Annotated in this window: 17 protein-coding genes; 9 read left to right on the forward strand and 8 right to left on the reverse strand. The window is 53.6% G+C overall.

The window, feature by feature from the left end; all coding sequences use genetic code 11:
• Complete coding sequence (locus tag BCF11_RS00615) at positions 1-888, reverse strand: chromate resistance protein ChrB domain-containing protein (RefSeq protein ID WP_233212320.1); 888 nt, start codon at positions 886-888, stop codon at positions 1-3.
• 238 nt (positions 889-1,126) lie between these two features.
• A complete protein-coding gene (locus BCF11_RS00620; RefSeq protein ID WP_098493020.1) occupies positions 1,127-1,561 on the reverse strand; it encodes a YXWGXW repeat-containing protein in 435 nt (144 codons plus the stop codon).
• Between the two features lie 306 nt (positions 1,562-1,867).
• On the opposite strand from BCF11_RS00620, the gene BCF11_RS00625 reads away from it, so the two are divergent.
• The 7 genes from BCF11_RS00625 to BCF11_RS00660 all read left to right on the forward strand — a co-directional run bounded on the left by BCF11_RS00625 (position 1,868) and on the right by BCF11_RS00660 (position 8,392).
• The gene (locus BCF11_RS00625; protein WP_098493021.1) at positions 1,868-2,677 is read left to right on the forward strand and encodes a hypothetical protein; all 810 of its coding nucleotides are present in this window, start codon (positions 1,868-1,870) and stop codon (positions 2,675-2,677) included.
• A 179-nt stretch (positions 2,678-2,856) separates the two neighbouring features.
• Positions 2,857-3,294 (forward strand): hypothetical protein, encoded by a 438-nt coding sequence (locus tag BCF11_RS00630; RefSeq protein WP_098493022.1) that lies wholly within the window; start codon positions 2,857-2,859, stop codon positions 3,292-3,294.
• Between the two features lie 314 nt (positions 3,295-3,608).
• Entirely contained in the window at positions 3,609-3,926 is a 318-nt protein-coding gene (locus BCF11_RS00635; RefSeq protein WP_098493023.1) for a hypothetical protein, read from the forward strand.
• A gap of 395 nt (positions 3,927-4,321) precedes the next feature.
• The gene (locus BCF11_RS00645) at positions 4,322-5,779 is read left to right on the forward strand and encodes a cation:proton antiporter (RefSeq protein WP_233212321.1); all 1,458 of its coding nucleotides are present in this window, start codon (positions 4,322-4,324) and stop codon (positions 5,777-5,779) included.
• A gap of 410 nt (positions 5,780-6,189) precedes the next feature.
• A complete protein-coding gene (locus BCF11_RS00650; protein ID WP_369827829.1) occupies positions 6,190-6,891 on the forward strand; it encodes a polysaccharide deacetylase family protein in 702 nt (233 codons plus the stop codon).
• A 610-nt stretch (positions 6,892-7,501) separates the two neighbouring features.
• A complete protein-coding gene (locus BCF11_RS00655; protein ID WP_098493027.1) occupies positions 7,502-7,828 on the forward strand; it encodes a fibronectin type III domain-containing protein in 327 nt (108 codons plus the stop codon).
• Positions 7,829-7,951: 123 nt separating this feature from the next.
• A complete protein-coding gene (locus tag BCF11_RS00660; protein ID WP_098493028.1) occupies positions 7,952-8,392 on the forward strand; it encodes a transposase in 441 nt (146 codons plus the stop codon).
• Positions 8,393-8,488: 96 nt separating this feature from the next.
• Here BCF11_RS00660 and BCF11_RS00665 read toward each other — a convergent pair whose 3' ends face one another.
• Positions 8,489-9,616, reverse strand: coding sequence for a hypothetical protein (locus BCF11_RS00665; protein ID WP_098493029.1), 1,128 nt, complete (start codon positions 9,614-9,616; stop codon positions 8,489-8,491).
• A 447-nt stretch (positions 9,617-10,063) separates the two neighbouring features.
• Here BCF11_RS00665 and BCF11_RS00675 point away from each other — a divergent pair, with 447 nt between their 5' ends.
• Complete coding sequence (locus BCF11_RS00675) at positions 10,064-10,345, forward strand: hypothetical protein (RefSeq protein ID WP_098493031.1); 282 nt, start codon at positions 10,064-10,066, stop codon at positions 10,343-10,345.
• A 79-nt stretch (positions 10,346-10,424) separates the two neighbouring features.
• Here the strand turns inward: BCF11_RS00675 and BCF11_RS00680 are convergent, their stop codons facing one another.
• Entirely contained in the window at positions 10,425-10,862 is a 438-nt protein-coding gene (locus BCF11_RS00680) for a universal stress protein (RefSeq protein WP_098493032.1), read from the reverse strand.
• Between the two features lie 108 nt (positions 10,863-10,970).
• On the opposite strand from BCF11_RS00680, the gene BCF11_RS00685 reads away from it, so the two are divergent.
• Positions 10,971-11,420: an isoprenylcysteine carboxylmethyltransferase family protein gene (locus BCF11_RS00685; protein ID WP_098493033.1), complete on the forward strand. Its 450-nt coding sequence runs from the start codon at positions 10,971-10,973 to the stop codon at positions 11,418-11,420.
• Between the two features lie 116 nt (positions 11,421-11,536).
• Here BCF11_RS00685 and BCF11_RS00690 read toward each other — a convergent pair whose 3' ends face one another.
• The 4 genes from BCF11_RS00690 to BCF11_RS27325 form a co-directional block, all read right to left on the reverse strand.
• On the reverse strand, positions 11,537-12,397 hold the full coding sequence (locus tag BCF11_RS00690; protein WP_098497259.1) for a class I SAM-dependent methyltransferase: 861 nt from the start codon (positions 12,395-12,397) through the stop codon (positions 11,537-11,539).
• 121 nt (positions 12,398-12,518) lie between these two features.
• Positions 12,519-12,749 (reverse strand): hypothetical protein, encoded by a 231-nt coding sequence (locus tag BCF11_RS00695; RefSeq protein ID WP_098493034.1) that lies wholly within the window; start codon positions 12,747-12,749, stop codon positions 12,519-12,521.
• Positions 12,750-12,914: 165 nt separating this feature from the next.
• Positions 12,915-13,196, reverse strand: a complete 282-nt coding sequence (locus BCF11_RS00700; RefSeq protein WP_098493035.1) for a KTSC domain-containing protein — start codon at positions 13,194-13,196, stop codon at positions 12,915-12,917.
• Positions 13,197-14,326: 1,130 nt separating this feature from the next.
• A complete protein-coding gene (locus BCF11_RS27325) occupies positions 14,327-14,605 on the reverse strand; it encodes a hypothetical protein (RefSeq protein WP_143751214.1) in 279 nt (92 codons plus the stop codon).
• Positions 14,606-14,931 lie beyond the last annotated feature (326 nt).

Consider the following 14,931-nt stretch of genomic DNA (forward strand, 5'->3'; position numbering starts at 1 on the left):
TTACGACTCCTGTTGCGATGCGGATTCCTTTTGAAACGCGGTCAGCAGCCCGTCAAACACGTTGCTGGCTACCGCCAGAAGTTGATCGTCATCCGCGATGGCTTCACGCAGGCCGGCGAGGACACTTTCAATCCCGGCAGACTCGGGCGGCTGCACGCCGCCGACATCCAGGTAATGCACCAGTGCACCAAGCCGCTTGAGCGCGCTTTGCTCAAGATCGAAACTCGCTAGCAATACCTCAAAGCTGACGCGGCCGCCGGCATGGCTGAAGGTCGCGCCATCGAAATCAAAGCCCAGGGCATCGGCAGGACAGTCGCTGGGGGACGCCAGCCATAGCAGCCGGGCTTGCGGATCAATAAAACGCCGGATCAGCCAGGCACAGGCCAGCCGGTCGACCCAAGGGCGGCGGCGGGTTGCCCAAATGCGTCCCTGATACTGTTCCGCGGACAGACGGGAGATCGTGCCATCGACCGGATGAGGCTCGTCTGGCGCCAGCACGCGGGCCGCCGTCAGCGCCAGTTCTTGCAAGGCCGCATCGGCTTGCCGTTGGGCTTCACCGGGGAAGAAATCAATATCGGCGACGCTGGCAAAGGTCTTGCGCAACTTGCGGATCTGCCTCAGTCCATCCAGCGCCGTATCGGCCGTCAAGGCTTCCTGCACTTTGGCGGCATCTGCCAGCAATGCTGCGTAGTCCTCGCTACGGTCGAACAGTCCGACGAAATCAGTGCCGTCAGGTTCTTCAACGCGCAGCACCATGGCAGTCCCGCCGCCTGACAGCACGTCAGCTGCAACCGCTTCCAATGCGTCGCGGCAGGGCTCCGGCATCAGATAAACGCCATCGCGCAACACGGCGGCGCCGGATGCCTTGAGCGCCCGCCATGCGCGCATGCGAATTGTTGCGTTTTCCGTTGGAAGGCTGGTAATGAGTACAGCGTATACATTCATGTAGATAATTCTACATATTAGTGGAGCTATCTACAAATTTTTTAACAAGAATCAAAAATATGAAATATTCAACATCGGGCACGAAATTTCATGCCCTCAATATGGCGCTGGATCCAGGAACTCGATAAATACGCAAAAGCCCGCATAAATGCGGGCTTTGGTCCTTTTGCTTCAGGATGAACTAGCAATTGCCTTTTTTCGCTTGTCCTGGTGGGCAATGATAGCGGCCTCCGTCATCATCGCGCCTGTCGTCGCCGTGACGGTCATCACGACGGTCATCACGACGTTGCTCATATCGCTCTCCGCCTTGGCGCCAGCCGCCGCGACGCAATTCCCATCCATTGCTTCCCTGGCGCCACTCCGGCCGATCGTACTGATAGCCGGTGCGCGCTCTTTCCCAATGACCGCCGGCCCAGACATGCCTGCCGCCGTCCCAGTTCCAATAGCCGGGCGCCCACACGTAGCCGACGCGCGGCGGCGGCACCGACTCATATCTTGGCGGCGGCGGCGGTGTTCCAATCGTGATGTTCACGCCTATTTGCGCCATTGCCTGGGTTGGCATGAAAGCTGCGGCGCTGAGTGCTATGAATGCGGTCGCACAGAGAATACGTTTCATATTTATCTCACACAGTTGTTTAGTATGACGAACTATATCTTTATTTTTTTGGGAAACAATCAATGATGCAATAAATCACATCTAAGACCGCCGCATTACACCTGTTAAAAATTGTTAACCAATAAATTGGTGAGCTTGTACTTGCGCCAGTTCAGCGCCCCGCCGTATCTGTAGCACGATCGGGCGGCAGCGCGGATGCCAACTCCCAAATTCTGTCATTTTTTTTAAAATACCGGGCCACCGTGCGCTGCAAAAGCGGCGGCACAACGTACACTAGCGGCCCTATGCCTGATTTTTTTATGAACCATGACCATCACTATTGACGAACAGCTCCGTGCCTATATCGATCCGCTAACCGAAGACGAATTCGCTGCGCTGGAGCGCAGCCTGCTGTCTGAGGGATGTCGCGATGCGCTGGTGTTGTGGGGCGATCTTCTGGTGGACGGGCATAACCGCTACGGCATCTGCCAGAAGCACGGCATCCCTTTCAATACCCTGCAGAACGATACCTTCCAATCCATCGACGATGTTCACCTGTGGATGATCGACAACCACCTCGGGCGGCGCAGCGTATCGGATTTCCAACGCGGCGTGCTCGCCCTGCGCAAGAAAGAAATCGTCGCGGCGCGGCTGACGCAGGCGAAAACCGAACAAGCTGGCACCGAGCCAACCGGGACGGCTGCCCCCGGCCAGTCCGGAGGCGATCCGCCATGGACCCGGGAAACTGTCGCGCGCGCCGCGCGGGTGAGCAGCGCGACCCTGGGGCAAATCGAGAAAATCCAGAAGACCGCCGCGCCGGAGCTGGTCGGCGCAGTAAAGTCGGGCATCATTTCCATTAACGCCGCGGCGGCCGTGGCGTCTTTGCCTAACGAACAGCAGATCGCGGCGGTCGCAGGAGGCAAGAAGGAATTGCGCCAGGCAGCCAGGCAGGTGCGTGAAGCCCGGCTGCCGCCCAAGGCTGAACAGGAGGAACCGCCGAGCGACGCCACGCCTGAACAAATAGAAATTCATCGGCTGATGCTGTTGGTCGTTGCACTCACCGAAGAACGCAACCAGCTGAAAAAGAAAGTGCAGCACTTGACGATTGCACTAGCGGAGGCGCGTAGCGATCAATAGCGTAGCTGCCGCGACCGGGATGACGAATGCAATACATGGAAAATACAACATTGTTTTCATATCGAAATGTACTAGGTTTATCACTCGGGGGAAGCGGCGCACGTTAGATAATTCTTTTGCAATCCGCTCGAATCGTTCTTTCGACGCCATGGTCGCTTGATCTGCTAAAGGGGAATGATATGAAAGAATTCCGACAACTAATCCGCAGGCGTTTCTTGTATGACGATATTGGGAGAGCAAGAAAGATTCTGCGACTAATTGCGATCATCTGGCTTAGTGTGCTTCTAGCAAGCCTGATGGCCGGAGTCGAGCTGTGGCGCGATACTGGGAGGCGGTCAGCAGAGTTTCAGTTTTTCGTTCTGGGGACTCTCGCTTGTGTCCTTATCTACTGGTTGTGTTTTGCAAGAGATGAACTGGTACTGGCGGGCGATGTGCAGATCATCACCGGCATCAGCGAAAAGCATCACAAAAAACTAAGGCGGCTGGCAAGGCGGCAGGATACGACTCTTGGCGACATCATTGAACAGTTGATGGATGTCATTGTAAACGCCAGATCTCAAACGCTTAAATCTTCAAATGAAGCAACACTGAATTACGAATCAAGGCTGGAGCAGTAGCGTTAAAACCAGGTAACCGCAGGCCGGGGTAGTGATACTCCGGCTTTTTTATCGGCCTTATTTATCTGCACGCCCATTTCGAAGCATGAAGCAGAGATATCCAAGCTGTTCGCCAATGCCCTTTTCCGCGTGCGCGGGATAGTTTCAAGATGTTCGGATGAACCATTTGTGTATCAGGAAACACACTTTATTTCACATTTTCAATTTTATTTATTAACAATTGTTAAACCGCATCGAGTCCGATGGACTAAGGGCACGCGGATCATTAGGATGCCTTTTATTGTCATTCACGACCATATTTACGAGACGCATAAATGGAAACCTTTATTGAAGATAAATTTCTCAATGAAAGCGTCGACAAGATTTTGAGACTTGCGACGCTGACCTTATATGGCGTGAATGTCCGATGCGACGTAAGAATGGTGATCGGCGACGTTCGCGACTATCTGGTTTTGATCAAGGCAGGAAATTTCCATGCCAATTTGAGGGCGTTCAAAAGTGCTCTGACGGCTGTAATCGATCGCACACACCAGAGTTTGCCTGACTATAAGAAGACTATTGACTATGCGCTCTCCCTGGTTGCGACCAGTTCGACTTATTTTCGCGTGAATTCCAGTCAAATAAATATATGACATGAGACCGTTCTGGAAAGTTGAATGGGGTAAGAATCCAAGATGAATCCCAGGCAGGACGTAATGCGAAAAGTACAAACATTGCTCACCATAGCTATCTCAGCAGGTTTATTTTTTTTCATATTTGCGCCGGCGGCCTTTGCCATGTCGCCTGCGTTTTCCAAGTGGTGCGCGTCTCATCCGATGCTGTCGCATTTTTCCATCTTATTTCTGCTGCTGCTTTGCTTTGCATGGCTGGAAATATATAGCCGGCAAAACTGAGAGCAATTTCCCGGAGCACTATTGCGCCATGTAGCCTGATAAGCTTTCCGGTTCACCAACCATACCGGGATTAAACGAACGTCAAATGGGTACGCGAGAGTGCCGATATCCATGATGCAGGCCCCGCCCGCGTTTTGCGCGAGCACGGAGCGGCAGCCTTCGAAGACGGCTTACAAATATACACGCACGCTTGCCGGTCATCAGCGGGCCGTCCGCAGTGTAAAATCCGCAACGCGTTCGATATCTGCATTGAATGCATCTCTTTCGTTTCGAACGCTTTTGCATACGCCAGGCATGGCGCCTCAGCAAATCCATCTTCAGGACTCAAAATGGCAATGTGGCCGGTTCAGCTTTGCATCATCATTCTTGCCACGGTGTTGTGCGGCGCCCTGGCCAAACGGCTAGGACAAAGCCGCGTGGTTGGGGAAATCGCCGCCGGCCTGATACTCGGGCCAGCAGTTCTGGGTGCGATCAACACGGATTTTTATAACATCGTGTTCTCCAATGCGGTAATGCCGGTGATGTCGCAATTCGGCGAACTCGGCCTGGTTTTTCTGATGTTCCAGCTTGGGCTGCACCTGGACCTGAAAAGTCTCCAGGGACGCGTACAAATGCGCATACCGCTTGCTGTCGCGCTATCGGGAATCGTCTTCCCGTTCGCGATCGGCTGCGCGATTGCTGTGGTATCCAGAGCGGCGCTCGCACCGCAGGTCCCGGTTCTCGGCTATGTGCTGTTTTGCGGCCTTGCATTATCCATTTCCGCCATGCCGGTGATGGCGCGCATCGTGATGGATTTGCAGATGGAAGGCAGGTTCACGGCGACAGTTGCATTGGCGGCGGCATCCCTGACGGACCTGCTTGGCTGGCTGCTGCTGGCAATGATCACGGCGCTCTCGACCGGCAGTTTTACATGGCAGCATATAGCCCGCAATGTGGCGCTCCTGCTGATTTTTTCCGCGCTCTCCATGCTGATAGCCCGACCGCTTTGGGCCAGGATAATTGCGCGCCAGCCGGCGTCCAGCGTTACCTCGCTCGTGTTGCCCGCGGTGATCTGCTATGTATTGCTATCTTCCTGGATCACGGCAGAAATCGGCTTTCACAGCGCATTCGGCGCCCTGATGGCTGGATTGGTGCTGCGCGACCTGCCCGGGCTGAAAATTGAATGGCGCGCCAAGGTCGAGGGATTTGTGGCGTTGATACTGATGCCGGTATTTTTCGCGCTGGCAGGCATCCAGGCCACAGCGGGAAATATTTCCTTGCCAAATTTCTGGCTGTGGTTTGGCTTGTTCCTTATCGGCGGGGTTGCCGGCAAGTTCGGCGGCAGTTATCTGGGGGCGCGCGTATCGGGCGTCGAACATCGCGACGCCAGCGTGATCGGCGCGTTGATGAATACGCGCGGACTCATGGAGCTGATCGTCCTGACGCTTGGCTTGAAGCTAGGGATTCTACCGCCTTCCGTGTACACGATGCTTTTTATCATGGCACTGGCGACTACGGCAATGACTGTTCCGATATTACGGCTTTTCGGGCATGGCAACGAGCATGACATAGCGGGCACAGGCGGAATTGCAATGAAACGGCGCGACGCATAAGAAAATCTGAAAATCGCTTGAAATCGGCATTGAAGACACTTCTACGAAATCACCGCAACTGTAGTTGTTTGTAACAGCCAGCGAACAGCGCAGGCCAAGGGCGTATCATTCGCGCTGCATCGCCTTCCCAAGTCCATCACTGCCCTACTGCCTGTCATCGTATGTCTTCGCTTCCCGTGTCACTAGTGCCATTGCACAACGTAATTCCCATCTCATCGCGACATGTCAAAAAGATCATTTTCAACCTGATCGTGATTTTCGTGACGATCGGCGCCACCGGCTGCGCCATCGAACCGGTTCCCATGTCGCCTCAAACTGCCGAGCGCTTGAAATCTCAAGCGCCAATCCGCTTCCTGCTGACTTTCGATGACGGCCCGGCCAGGCCAAGGACTGACAATCCGACACTGTCCATACTGAACACGCTTGCGCACAATCCGCTGCAATCCGGTATCAAAGCCCTCTTTTTTGTGCAAACCCGATCGTCTGGCGCTGGCGAGACGGACTTTGGGCGCAACATAATGCGGCAGGAAACCGATGAAGGGCATTTGCTTGGCTTTCATACCGCCACGCCACATCATGCAAACCATCGCTTCCTCAACCCCGAAAAATTCGCGCAATCGCTAAACGATGGCATCGCCGACATTACCTCGATCCAGGGCAGTCCGCCGACGCTGGTCCGCCCGCCGTTCTGGAACTACGACAAGCGTACTTTTGCCGCTTACCAGCAGCAAGGCATGCACGTTTTGCTGACGGATCTGAGCGCGAACGACGGCAAGATATATGGCATCAAGGCCAGCCTGAGAAGGCGCTCCAACATGCTGCATCTGTTGACTGACGTGCGCGAGCGGATTGCGGCAGGCGAGTTGCCGACGGTCGATGGCAGCATCCCGGTGGTGGTGAGTTTTCACGATGTAAATAGCTACACCGCCGATCACATGGCGGAATACTTGCAGATACTGATGGATTGCGCAAGCGCGGTCCAGCTGCCGACTGCAAGCAAGCCGTTTTACGACGACAAGGCCGCGCTGGAGCGCGCGGCCTTGGCAAGAAGCGTACGCGACAGTGCGCAAGTCGTGCGCCTGCCCGGGTTCTGGAGCTGGCTGTGGGATTAGGTGCCGGCAACCGCTGTTGACCTGCGCCTCAGCAGGTTGCGGCGCAGGTCAACGCTGGCGGGTATAGACATACTCGAAAGCGAGAAATTCCTTGATGCTTCCTCCCTTGTGGGGTCAGGTAAAGCTGGACTACCTGCCGATTGTTTTCCACCTCGCCAACGGTAAGACGATACCTGAATGCCATGTTCCTGGCGGCGCCCTACTGCGGCGCTACAAAACTGCCCCCATCGAGCTTGATCCTTATCAATAATATCGTTGCGCGCTGCAGGATTTTCCCAAATCAGCTATCGATTGAACTTGATAAAAAACACAGCCATGACTGTAATGCTGTTCAGTTAGGGCAGAACGACATGGCGTAGGGTGGGTACTCCGTGCCCACGCAGCATCATGGATATTCGTGTCCCTGCCATTCGTGCCCCGGCTACGCGCCCCGGCCCGTCCGCGTGGGCACGGAGTGCCCCACCCTACGAGTTCCGCAAATAAAAATGCCGTTCAGTCTTGACTGAACGGCATTACAGCCATGACTGTAACGTTTGCCAGTTGAAAAATAACCGTAAATCCCGTCTCATTGACCTCGCGTTCTCCTATCTACTTTTGAACTAGAAAAATCATGACAGCAGAATATTGGGAAATGAAGTTTTCCAGGACACCTATTGTGAGGACTGTTGATGTCAGCCATAACTCTATAACCCTGGCGTGGTCGGCTCCCGTCATGGATCGAACGATCACTGCTTATCAATTCATGGTTAGAAAAGGTGATCCCAGCGGCCCGCAAGTGCCGATCGATGTACTGGCCGACACGAATAGTTTTCCTCCTTATCGACACGTAATCGCCTCGCTTACTCCAAAAACGGTCTACTACATTCAGGTACGGGGAGTCGACTCTGATGGCGATGCAAGCAATTGGTCCAGGCAGCAAGTTTACAAAACATTGTGAAGTGCCATCTTCTCCAGCGTTAAATGCGCCACGGTTTTCCTATTCGAGATATTTACGTATTTGTCAGATGATGATGTGCGAAAAAATTCAATTACCCAAAGAATTTTCACCTCCAAGGACACAATGAAATCGATTAAATACACCGGAAAACTTAGCGACGGTCAATGGGATAAAGTGGCGTACATCCTGTCGCGAACGACCAGGCTGGACTTAACTCAACATGAATATCGTGCGTTTGTTGAAGCCGTATTGTGGGTAATCTTGAATAGAAAAGCCTGGGCCGATATTCCGCCCCATTTCGGAAAACCGAAAAGCATTTATACACGGTTTTATCGATGGAACGAAAACGCACTCTGGCACATTTTGGCGCGACGCTCAATTCATGATCAAGAACTGCATCAGATGCTGGCGCAAATCAATGATCGTTGCGATTTCTTGAATAGGAGAAGGGAATTCCGCTCACAAGACCGGATCGACAGTCGGCAAGAAAATAGCGCTACCCTTGCAAATCACCAAAATGGCGTAATAGCGCAGCAAGAATCAACGCCCGATCCGTCGCACTAAAACCGGGTACAGACCTGGCCGATAGTGATGCCCCATGACAAAGGAAAAGAGGATGCCGAATGATGGCATCCTCTGGAAACTTACGCCAAACGGCTGTCACTCGCTGCCATCAACATCGCGTGGCGGCGTCAATCCAGTGAAATCCCCGATCACTTTTGCGTCGTACGGACCGTTCAAGCGGTTCAAGCCGTTGCCGGCGACATTGAGCGCGCCCTGCTGCAACACGATTTGCTTGGCTGGCGTGACCTCAATGACGCGATTATTGAATTGATCGCTGATCAAGGTGTTGCCATTTTCCAGGCGAACCGCGCGCGTGGGCAAGGGATTGGCATTGCTCCCGGCCATTGTGTTGGTGGGGTACTCCCACACGATCGCATCGTTGCCATCGACTTCGACGATGCGGTTGTTGTTGGAATCGGTAATCAAGGTATGGCCACCAGGCAGCCGGCTGGCGAATGCAACCCCGCTCAGCGTCCCGCCGGCGGTGAATTGCCTGACGATCTGCAAATCGGTGGTGACTTCGATGGCCCGGTTATTGTTTTCATCGGCGATCAGGATATTGCCGTTTTCCAGTTGCTCTGCGCTGTTAGGATTGTTCAATTGATTCGGGCCATTACCGGCAACTCCAGTACTGCCGTATTGCCATATCAACCGGTGAGCGCGATCAACCACGATGATGCGTTGGTTCGCCTGGTCGGTAATGATCACGTGCAGGCCATGACGACGCTGGAATTGCGGCAGCACCGCCGCTTGCACCGGCGTATTCAGCTGATTAAAGCCGGCGCCCGCCACGCCACCGTTCTGACCGTATTGCCAAACGATGTTGCCGCGGTGATCAATCAAGATTACGCGGTTATCAGGACAGCCATTGACCGGATCGGAGCAGCCTGGCAACGGCGGGGAGCTGGGCGGAATGCCCGTGCCAGACAGCAACGTGAAAGCGCCGACGCGTTCGGCATCGTTGATGCCGACAATGCTCTGCGGCCCTGGCTTGTCCGCACCGTTACCGAACTGCCAGACAATTTGATGGGTATGTGGATCGACCTCGATGACACGATTATTGAATTGATCGGCAATCAGCCAGTGGTGTACCAGCGCAGTTTCATCTGCAGCGGCAACGCGAGGAATGCCGGAAATCAAGCCGGCCAGCACCACGCCGACGGCAAGTTTGAATGCAAGATGATGATACTGCGATGAATGAGAGGGATGGTGGAAATGCAGCATGATAGTCTTCTCCTTGTTATTGGAAAAAATTATTCTTTGATACATGCCAAATTACGAATCCCCATCCCCAGTAGATAAGAAAAAGAGAGGGGGCATCTATCATACTCTTCCCGGCAAGCGGGAAGCGCATGTTTTGGCGCAAGCTGAATCACAGCGCAATCAGGCGCCGCAACTACGTTGACAAGCGCCGCACTACCCTGCATCCAAATAATTCCCACAAAGAATTGTCGCCTCATTCGACCGTCATTCGATCTATTGATTTGCCGATTTCGATACTGCATTGACACGTGCGCGTGGCCGTGCGAAGCCGCTAGATAGTCGAAGTCCATTGCCGCACGGTATTTATAAATTTTGCTAAAGCCGATCCGGGCCATGGACAAATTTCATCTCGATTACTAAGATGAATTCATGTCATTTCTTCTACGAATTTTGTTTTGGGAGTTCGCTATGGACGCGCATATCGAAGAAGAATTGATTAACGAGTACATCCATAAAATTCAAGCATTGGCAGTCCTGGCTTTGTACGGACAAAATGTTGACTCATCCATCAAATCCGTCATCAGCGAAGCATGCTATTTCTTCTTTTTACAGAGATCCGACGCGACGGCGAATCTCGTGGCGTTCAAAAGCCGACTGACAAAAATGGCCAATGTCGTGCATTACAGCCTGCCGGAATACAAAAAACCTTTTGAATATGCCGCCTCGCTGGTTGCCATCTACCAACTTTAACGAAATAAATGATCGACAATGCGGCTCGGATGCAAGATCCGATGCTGCGACCAGTTCACTCCGCCAACGCAATCAAATCCTACCGATACACGAGCACCGGTATCTTGCTATGCGTTAAAACTTTCTGCGCTTCGCTACCGAGCAACAGGCCCTTCACTCCTTTTCGGCCATGCGACGCCATGGTGATCAGGTCGCATCCGTTGTCATTGGCTGCCTTGATGATTTCTTCATAAGGGTGGGCGCCGATTGCATACGTAGTATTGCAAGATACGCCGGCCACACTGGCGGCGTCTTCAATGGTTCCAAGCAACCGTTCCGCTTGAACCCGGCTGTGTTTGGCGAAATCATCTTCTGTCTCCGCCAGCATTTCCATCTGTAAAGACAATGCATGGTATGGCGGACTCACGTAAAAGCCGGTCACCTTTGCATTGATGCTTTTGGCGAACCGCATGGTATTTTGAATTGCAATTTCAGATAATGGAGAACCATCGATCGGTAGTAGAAGATGCTTGTACATTGCGTCCCCCCGGGTGAATGAGTACCTTCAGTTTATGATGCGATTGATCGATTCGCAACATTCATGCAGACCGGCGGCTCACATTTTTATTGAAACTGTTAGGGACCCATGTTCTTCCGTGCGCTCATTGCCTTCGTTGCCCTGCCAGGCGTGGTTGCAATCCTCGTCCCGATGGTTTGGCTCTGGGCCACTGCGCGCACCATGCTGGTCCACCCTTTGGGTCTCGTGCCTCTGACAGTTGGCTTCGCAGCCCTGCTTTGGTGTGTATGTGAGTTCTATGTTATTGGAAAGGGAACGCTTGCTCCTTGGGCGCCGCCAACTCGTTTGGTTGAAACGGGGCCCTACCGTTACTCGCGCAATCCCATGTATATCGCGGTGACGTTGATATTGCTCGGTTGGGCAGCCACATTCGGCTCCCCCGGGCTACTCATTTATGCTTTCGTCGTCGCCGTGGCGTTTCATCTGCGTGTGGTGTTCGGCGAAGAACCTTGGCTATCACGCATGCACGGTATTCAGTGGGAACAGTACAAGAGCCGAGTTCCTCGTTGGCTGTGGTGAACGTGGTTTGCGGACGCTTACGGCGCTGAACTGCCCTCCGGCCAGAGGGATCTCTACGGCAGCTTCCAAGATGGGGCAGTCATTCGGGCGTCACGTCGGTCGGAAGTGTGCGGCAGCTATGTAGTTGCCACCAGCAATTCCTCCGCATTGCTTGGCGGACGCAGACCATCAGTCCTGTGCATGAAGTAGCGCCTTGTCAGATCGGCCGCCGAGACGTGCCGTGCTTCTCCAAAGCCGGCTTGGCGGGCTAGCGCCAGGATCTCCGGCGGCGTGAAGAAGCTGAGGAAAGGTGTCCCGCTCGCGCGCGCGCCTTTCTCCGCCATTTCCAGCCCGGGACGTATCTCGGGGTCCGCCAGCTCCAGCGGCAGCAGGAACGTCATGGCCAGCGCCGATCCCGGGGCCAGCGCCGCGACTTGGCGCAGCGTGGCAGCGTTCGCATCCTTGGTGAGATACATGCTGACGCCCGTGGAGACCACGATTGCCGGCTTGCTGTCATCGAAGCCGGCGGTCGCGAGCCCGTCGCGCCAGCCCTCCCCGGCCTCGAAATCGACCGGCACGAAGCGCAGCCAGTCCGGAACGCCGAAGCCGAGTTCGATCAGGCGCTGACGCTTCCATGCCTGAGGGCCTGGCTGGTCGATCTCGAACACCTTTAGGCGGGACGCGATCTCCGGCCTGCGCTGTGCGAAGCTGTCAAGGCCGGCGCCGAGGATGACATACTGACCAAGCCCGCGGCCGGCCTGTTCCACGACAAGGTCCTCAATGAAGCGGGCACGCGCCACGATCGAGGCGCGGAAGGGACGCGTGAACTGTGGGTCCATGTCTCCGCGGCGGCGCCAGTCCTCGTCCGGAGCCAGCAGCTTAAGGCCGATTTCGTCTTCCAGCACATGCGGCGGCGGATCGGCCTCGACATGCAAAGCACGCCACAAGGCGACTCGCGCCGCTGTGCTGTCTGGCGCCGCATCTTGCTTGTCTTTCATGACTTTCATCCTGTTTGCAGTTCCCGGCCGGATAGCGGGGCTGGCCCTCTAGCCGGCGGCAATCAGAGGAAATCGCTGGCCGTCAGCTGTACCGACGATAACCGACACATCAAATCCGGCGTCAAACAACCTTATCAGTAATGCGAACGTGAGCATCCGTGATGTGGAAGCCATGCTTCTCGATATCGTCCAGGCACTCTCCCGAGTCAACGCCTGGAGTCGGTTGGTCACGGCTCAGTTCCAGCTGCTTAAATGAAACCCAGGGAGCGAACCTTGCAGGCAGATTCGCTCCCGTCTCGGCTGCCGTAAAACCAAACACGCGGCCGGGGCCTCGAAAAATATAGACGAACATTGTGTTCACTCCTGTGATGGAAAATCCCTTTGTCCGCTTTAGCGCAGTGGCGGCGGCAAATCAATCTATGGCCAGGGAAACATGGACACGCCATCTGGCGCCCCCTCTTAAACTACGCGACTCCATAACTCGTCAACAATTTCAGCCACGAAGCCTCGATGCCGCTTAAGATTCTGCATCATCGCCGGCTGCTTTAAACAGTTCATCAAGGGGGTTAGATTTCTTTTCGGTCCGCGCGACACCTCGACGGCTTGAGAATTCCTCTTCTATGTTGTCGCGGTAATAGCTCCATGCCGCACCTGAGGTCGACAGCCGGCGCCAGACCTCGTTCCCGACACCCGAATAATCTATGACGCTTCCATCGTCGAGTTCAACCCGCAGCGTACGCTCCCGCGGTTCATATCCTATAGCACGCAGCTTGCCGACGTTGATGCGTTTCATCTCCATGACTGCCTCCTGTATATATGCATGCCAAGCCCCCATGATAATAGAAATGGTCACTATCGCCGTTCAGGCAACTAAATCGATGATGCCGAGCCAATGACGGCTAAGGAGGATATCCGTCCCTGAACCGCCTGCGCGTTTGCTAACGTCGACGCGGACAATTAAGTAACGACCATGTTAATTTAGCAACTGGAGTGAATCCAAAACGCGTTGCCCGGTAACCGGGTCATGCAAATGCTATTTGCTGCTTGCGCGAAGTGAATAGATGCAGCAGAACACGGCACCCGAAAAGCAAAAATGGAAGCCATATCAGGCTTCCATTCAGCATTGCTTACAAAAAATTTTTCTTTGATCAATTCCGGAGTTAATCCAGAACTATCCCAGCATTCCCACAACTTCAAGAATACCGGTAGGCACGGTTGGACTCGAACCAATTTAAGGCATCGATTTTATGCGCCTTCGCAGAGACGTCATAGGGCGGCATACCCCTATATCACCCCTGAAATGCCCTCAAAAAAAACCACAAAAAAAACCATTGATTGCGAGAGGTACGGAGGGGCAGCGTAGGCAAAAAATGCGAACAGTGCGTCATCGCCAAGTTTGACACCGCACCCCAGCCCCGTTACGCACCTGCATGGAATGCAAGTGGCCTACGCAAAAAACTTAAAATCTCTCCCTCGTAAGGGAGTTCCGGTTCAAGTCCGGCCTCGAGCACCAATTATTAAAAGGCTCTCAGCGATGGGGGCCTTTTATCGTTGTTTCCGCAATTAGGGATTTTTCCCGCAAAACCCTCATTTGCATCGTTTTTCCATATGACCTCGGATATTCGACCCGGCCGCTACTCGGCTTACAGACCAGACATTGACTCGCGATGCGCTTTAAAATTGCTCGCTGCTTTTTGTACTATCTATTTCCAAGAGGCCGGACATGCGCGACGCTCAAACAAAATTCGCACGTTACGGACCGCCATTTTCTTGAACGGAAACAGCCAGGGCGACAAATGCATCGGTCGTTTCCACAATGTGGGTTTTTAGCGTATGCATGATGTTTTCCTTTCTCTGTACTGGCATTGAATACACAAGCCTCGCTAAAATCGTAAAATGCGTCTGACTAACATCCTCCGATGTGAGAGTCTATATTCCACTGCTACCGGAGATATCTTCAATGCTGACAATCCCCCTGCCACGCTTGGCCATTTCTCGATGACACATGGCGACAAGGGCATTGAAATCGACGCCTTCCGCCGCGCCATCCAGATGGTTTTTTTCCCATTTGGAACTATCTGGCTGAGATCGTCCAGCGCGTCGCACTGTACCAATGTATGTGGCGCTGTAAGGACCGCCGGGTTTCATTTCTGCAACTACGAACGTAAAAATTGCATCGGTGGTTCCGATAAGATAAGTCCTATGCATGATGGCTGCCTCGATTCGCTCTGACGTTGGATGAACGACCCTCGCAAAGCGATCGAATCATGGCAAGTCCCCACAAATTATGCGGGTCTTGCCTTATTTAGTGATCAAAAAAACGACCTAAATAATTCCCATATGGGCGGCAATTTTTGAGTTTTTAAGGCGAGCCGCTTCATTGCCATATGAATAATTTATATGGCAATCCGCCCGAGCGCAAGATATCAAATGCCAAGATCGCAAAAAAATGGATCATAAAAATCTGGCTCGTCCATCGGTGGTTTTCAACGACTGCCAATCAAACGTTGATTCGTGATTTATTACTGCAACAT

Origin of the sequence: Collimonas sp. PA-H2 (genome assembly GCF_002564105.1) — a bacterium.
In the GTDB taxonomy this organism is placed as follows: Bacteria; Pseudomonadota; Gammaproteobacteria; order Burkholderiales; family Burkholderiaceae_D; genus Collimonas.

What these genes read in the sequence shown, in the direction of transcription:
- BCF11_RS00625 (WP_098493021.1), top strand. Translation starts at nt 1,868, where the DNA reads ATGACCATCACTATTGACGAACAGCTCCGTGCCTATATCGATCCGCTA.
- BCF11_RS00665 (WP_098493029.1), bottom strand. Translation starts at nt 9,616, where the DNA reads ATGCTGCATTTCCACCATCCCTCTCATTCATCGCAGTATCATCATCTT.
- BCF11_RS00680 (WP_098493032.1), bottom strand. Translation starts at nt 10,862, where the DNA reads ATGTACAAGCATCTTCTACTACCGATCGATGGTTCTCCATTATCTGAA.
- BCF11_RS00655 (WP_098493027.1), top strand. Translation starts at nt 7,502, where the DNA reads ATGACAGCAGAATATTGGGAAATGAAGTTTTCCAGGACACCTATTGTG.
- BCF11_RS00685 (WP_098493033.1), top strand. Translation starts at nt 10,971, where the DNA reads ATGTTCTTCCGTGCGCTCATTGCCTTCGTTGCCCTGCCAGGCGTGGTT.
- BCF11_RS00630 (WP_098493022.1), top strand. Translation starts at nt 2,857, where the DNA reads ATGAAAGAATTCCGACAACTAATCCGCAGGCGTTTCTTGTATGACGAT.
- BCF11_RS00620 (WP_098493020.1), bottom strand. Translation starts at nt 1,561, where the DNA reads ATGAAACGTATTCTCTGTGCGACCGCATTCATAGCACTCAGCGCCGCA.
- BCF11_RS00675 (WP_098493031.1), top strand. Translation starts at nt 10,064, where the DNA reads ATGGACGCGCATATCGAAGAAGAATTGATTAACGAGTACATCCATAAA.
- BCF11_RS00635 (WP_098493023.1), top strand. Translation starts at nt 3,609, where the DNA reads ATGGAAACCTTTATTGAAGATAAATTTCTCAATGAAAGCGTCGACAAG.
- BCF11_RS00660 (WP_098493028.1), top strand. Translation starts at nt 7,952, where the DNA reads ATGAAATCGATTAAATACACCGGAAAACTTAGCGACGGTCAATGGGAT.
- BCF11_RS00700 (WP_098493035.1), bottom strand. Translation starts at nt 13,196, where the DNA reads ATGGAGATGAAACGCATCAACGTCGGCAAGCTGCGTGCTATAGGATAT.
- BCF11_RS00690 (WP_098497259.1), bottom strand. Translation starts at nt 12,397, where the DNA reads ATGAAAGACAAGCAAGATGCGGCGCCAGACAGCACAGCGGCGCGAGTC.
- BCF11_RS27325 (WP_143751214.1), bottom strand. Translation starts at nt 14,605, where the DNA reads ATGCATAGGACTTATCTTATCGGAACCACCGATGCAATTTTTACGTTC.
- BCF11_RS00615 (WP_233212320.1), bottom strand. Translation starts at nt 888, where the DNA reads ATGCGCGCATGGCGGGCGCTCAAGGCATCCGGCGCCGCCGTGTTGCGC.
- BCF11_RS00695 (WP_098493034.1), bottom strand. Translation starts at nt 12,749, where the DNA reads ATGTTCGTCTATATTTTTCGAGGCCCCGGCCGCGTGTTTGGTTTTACG.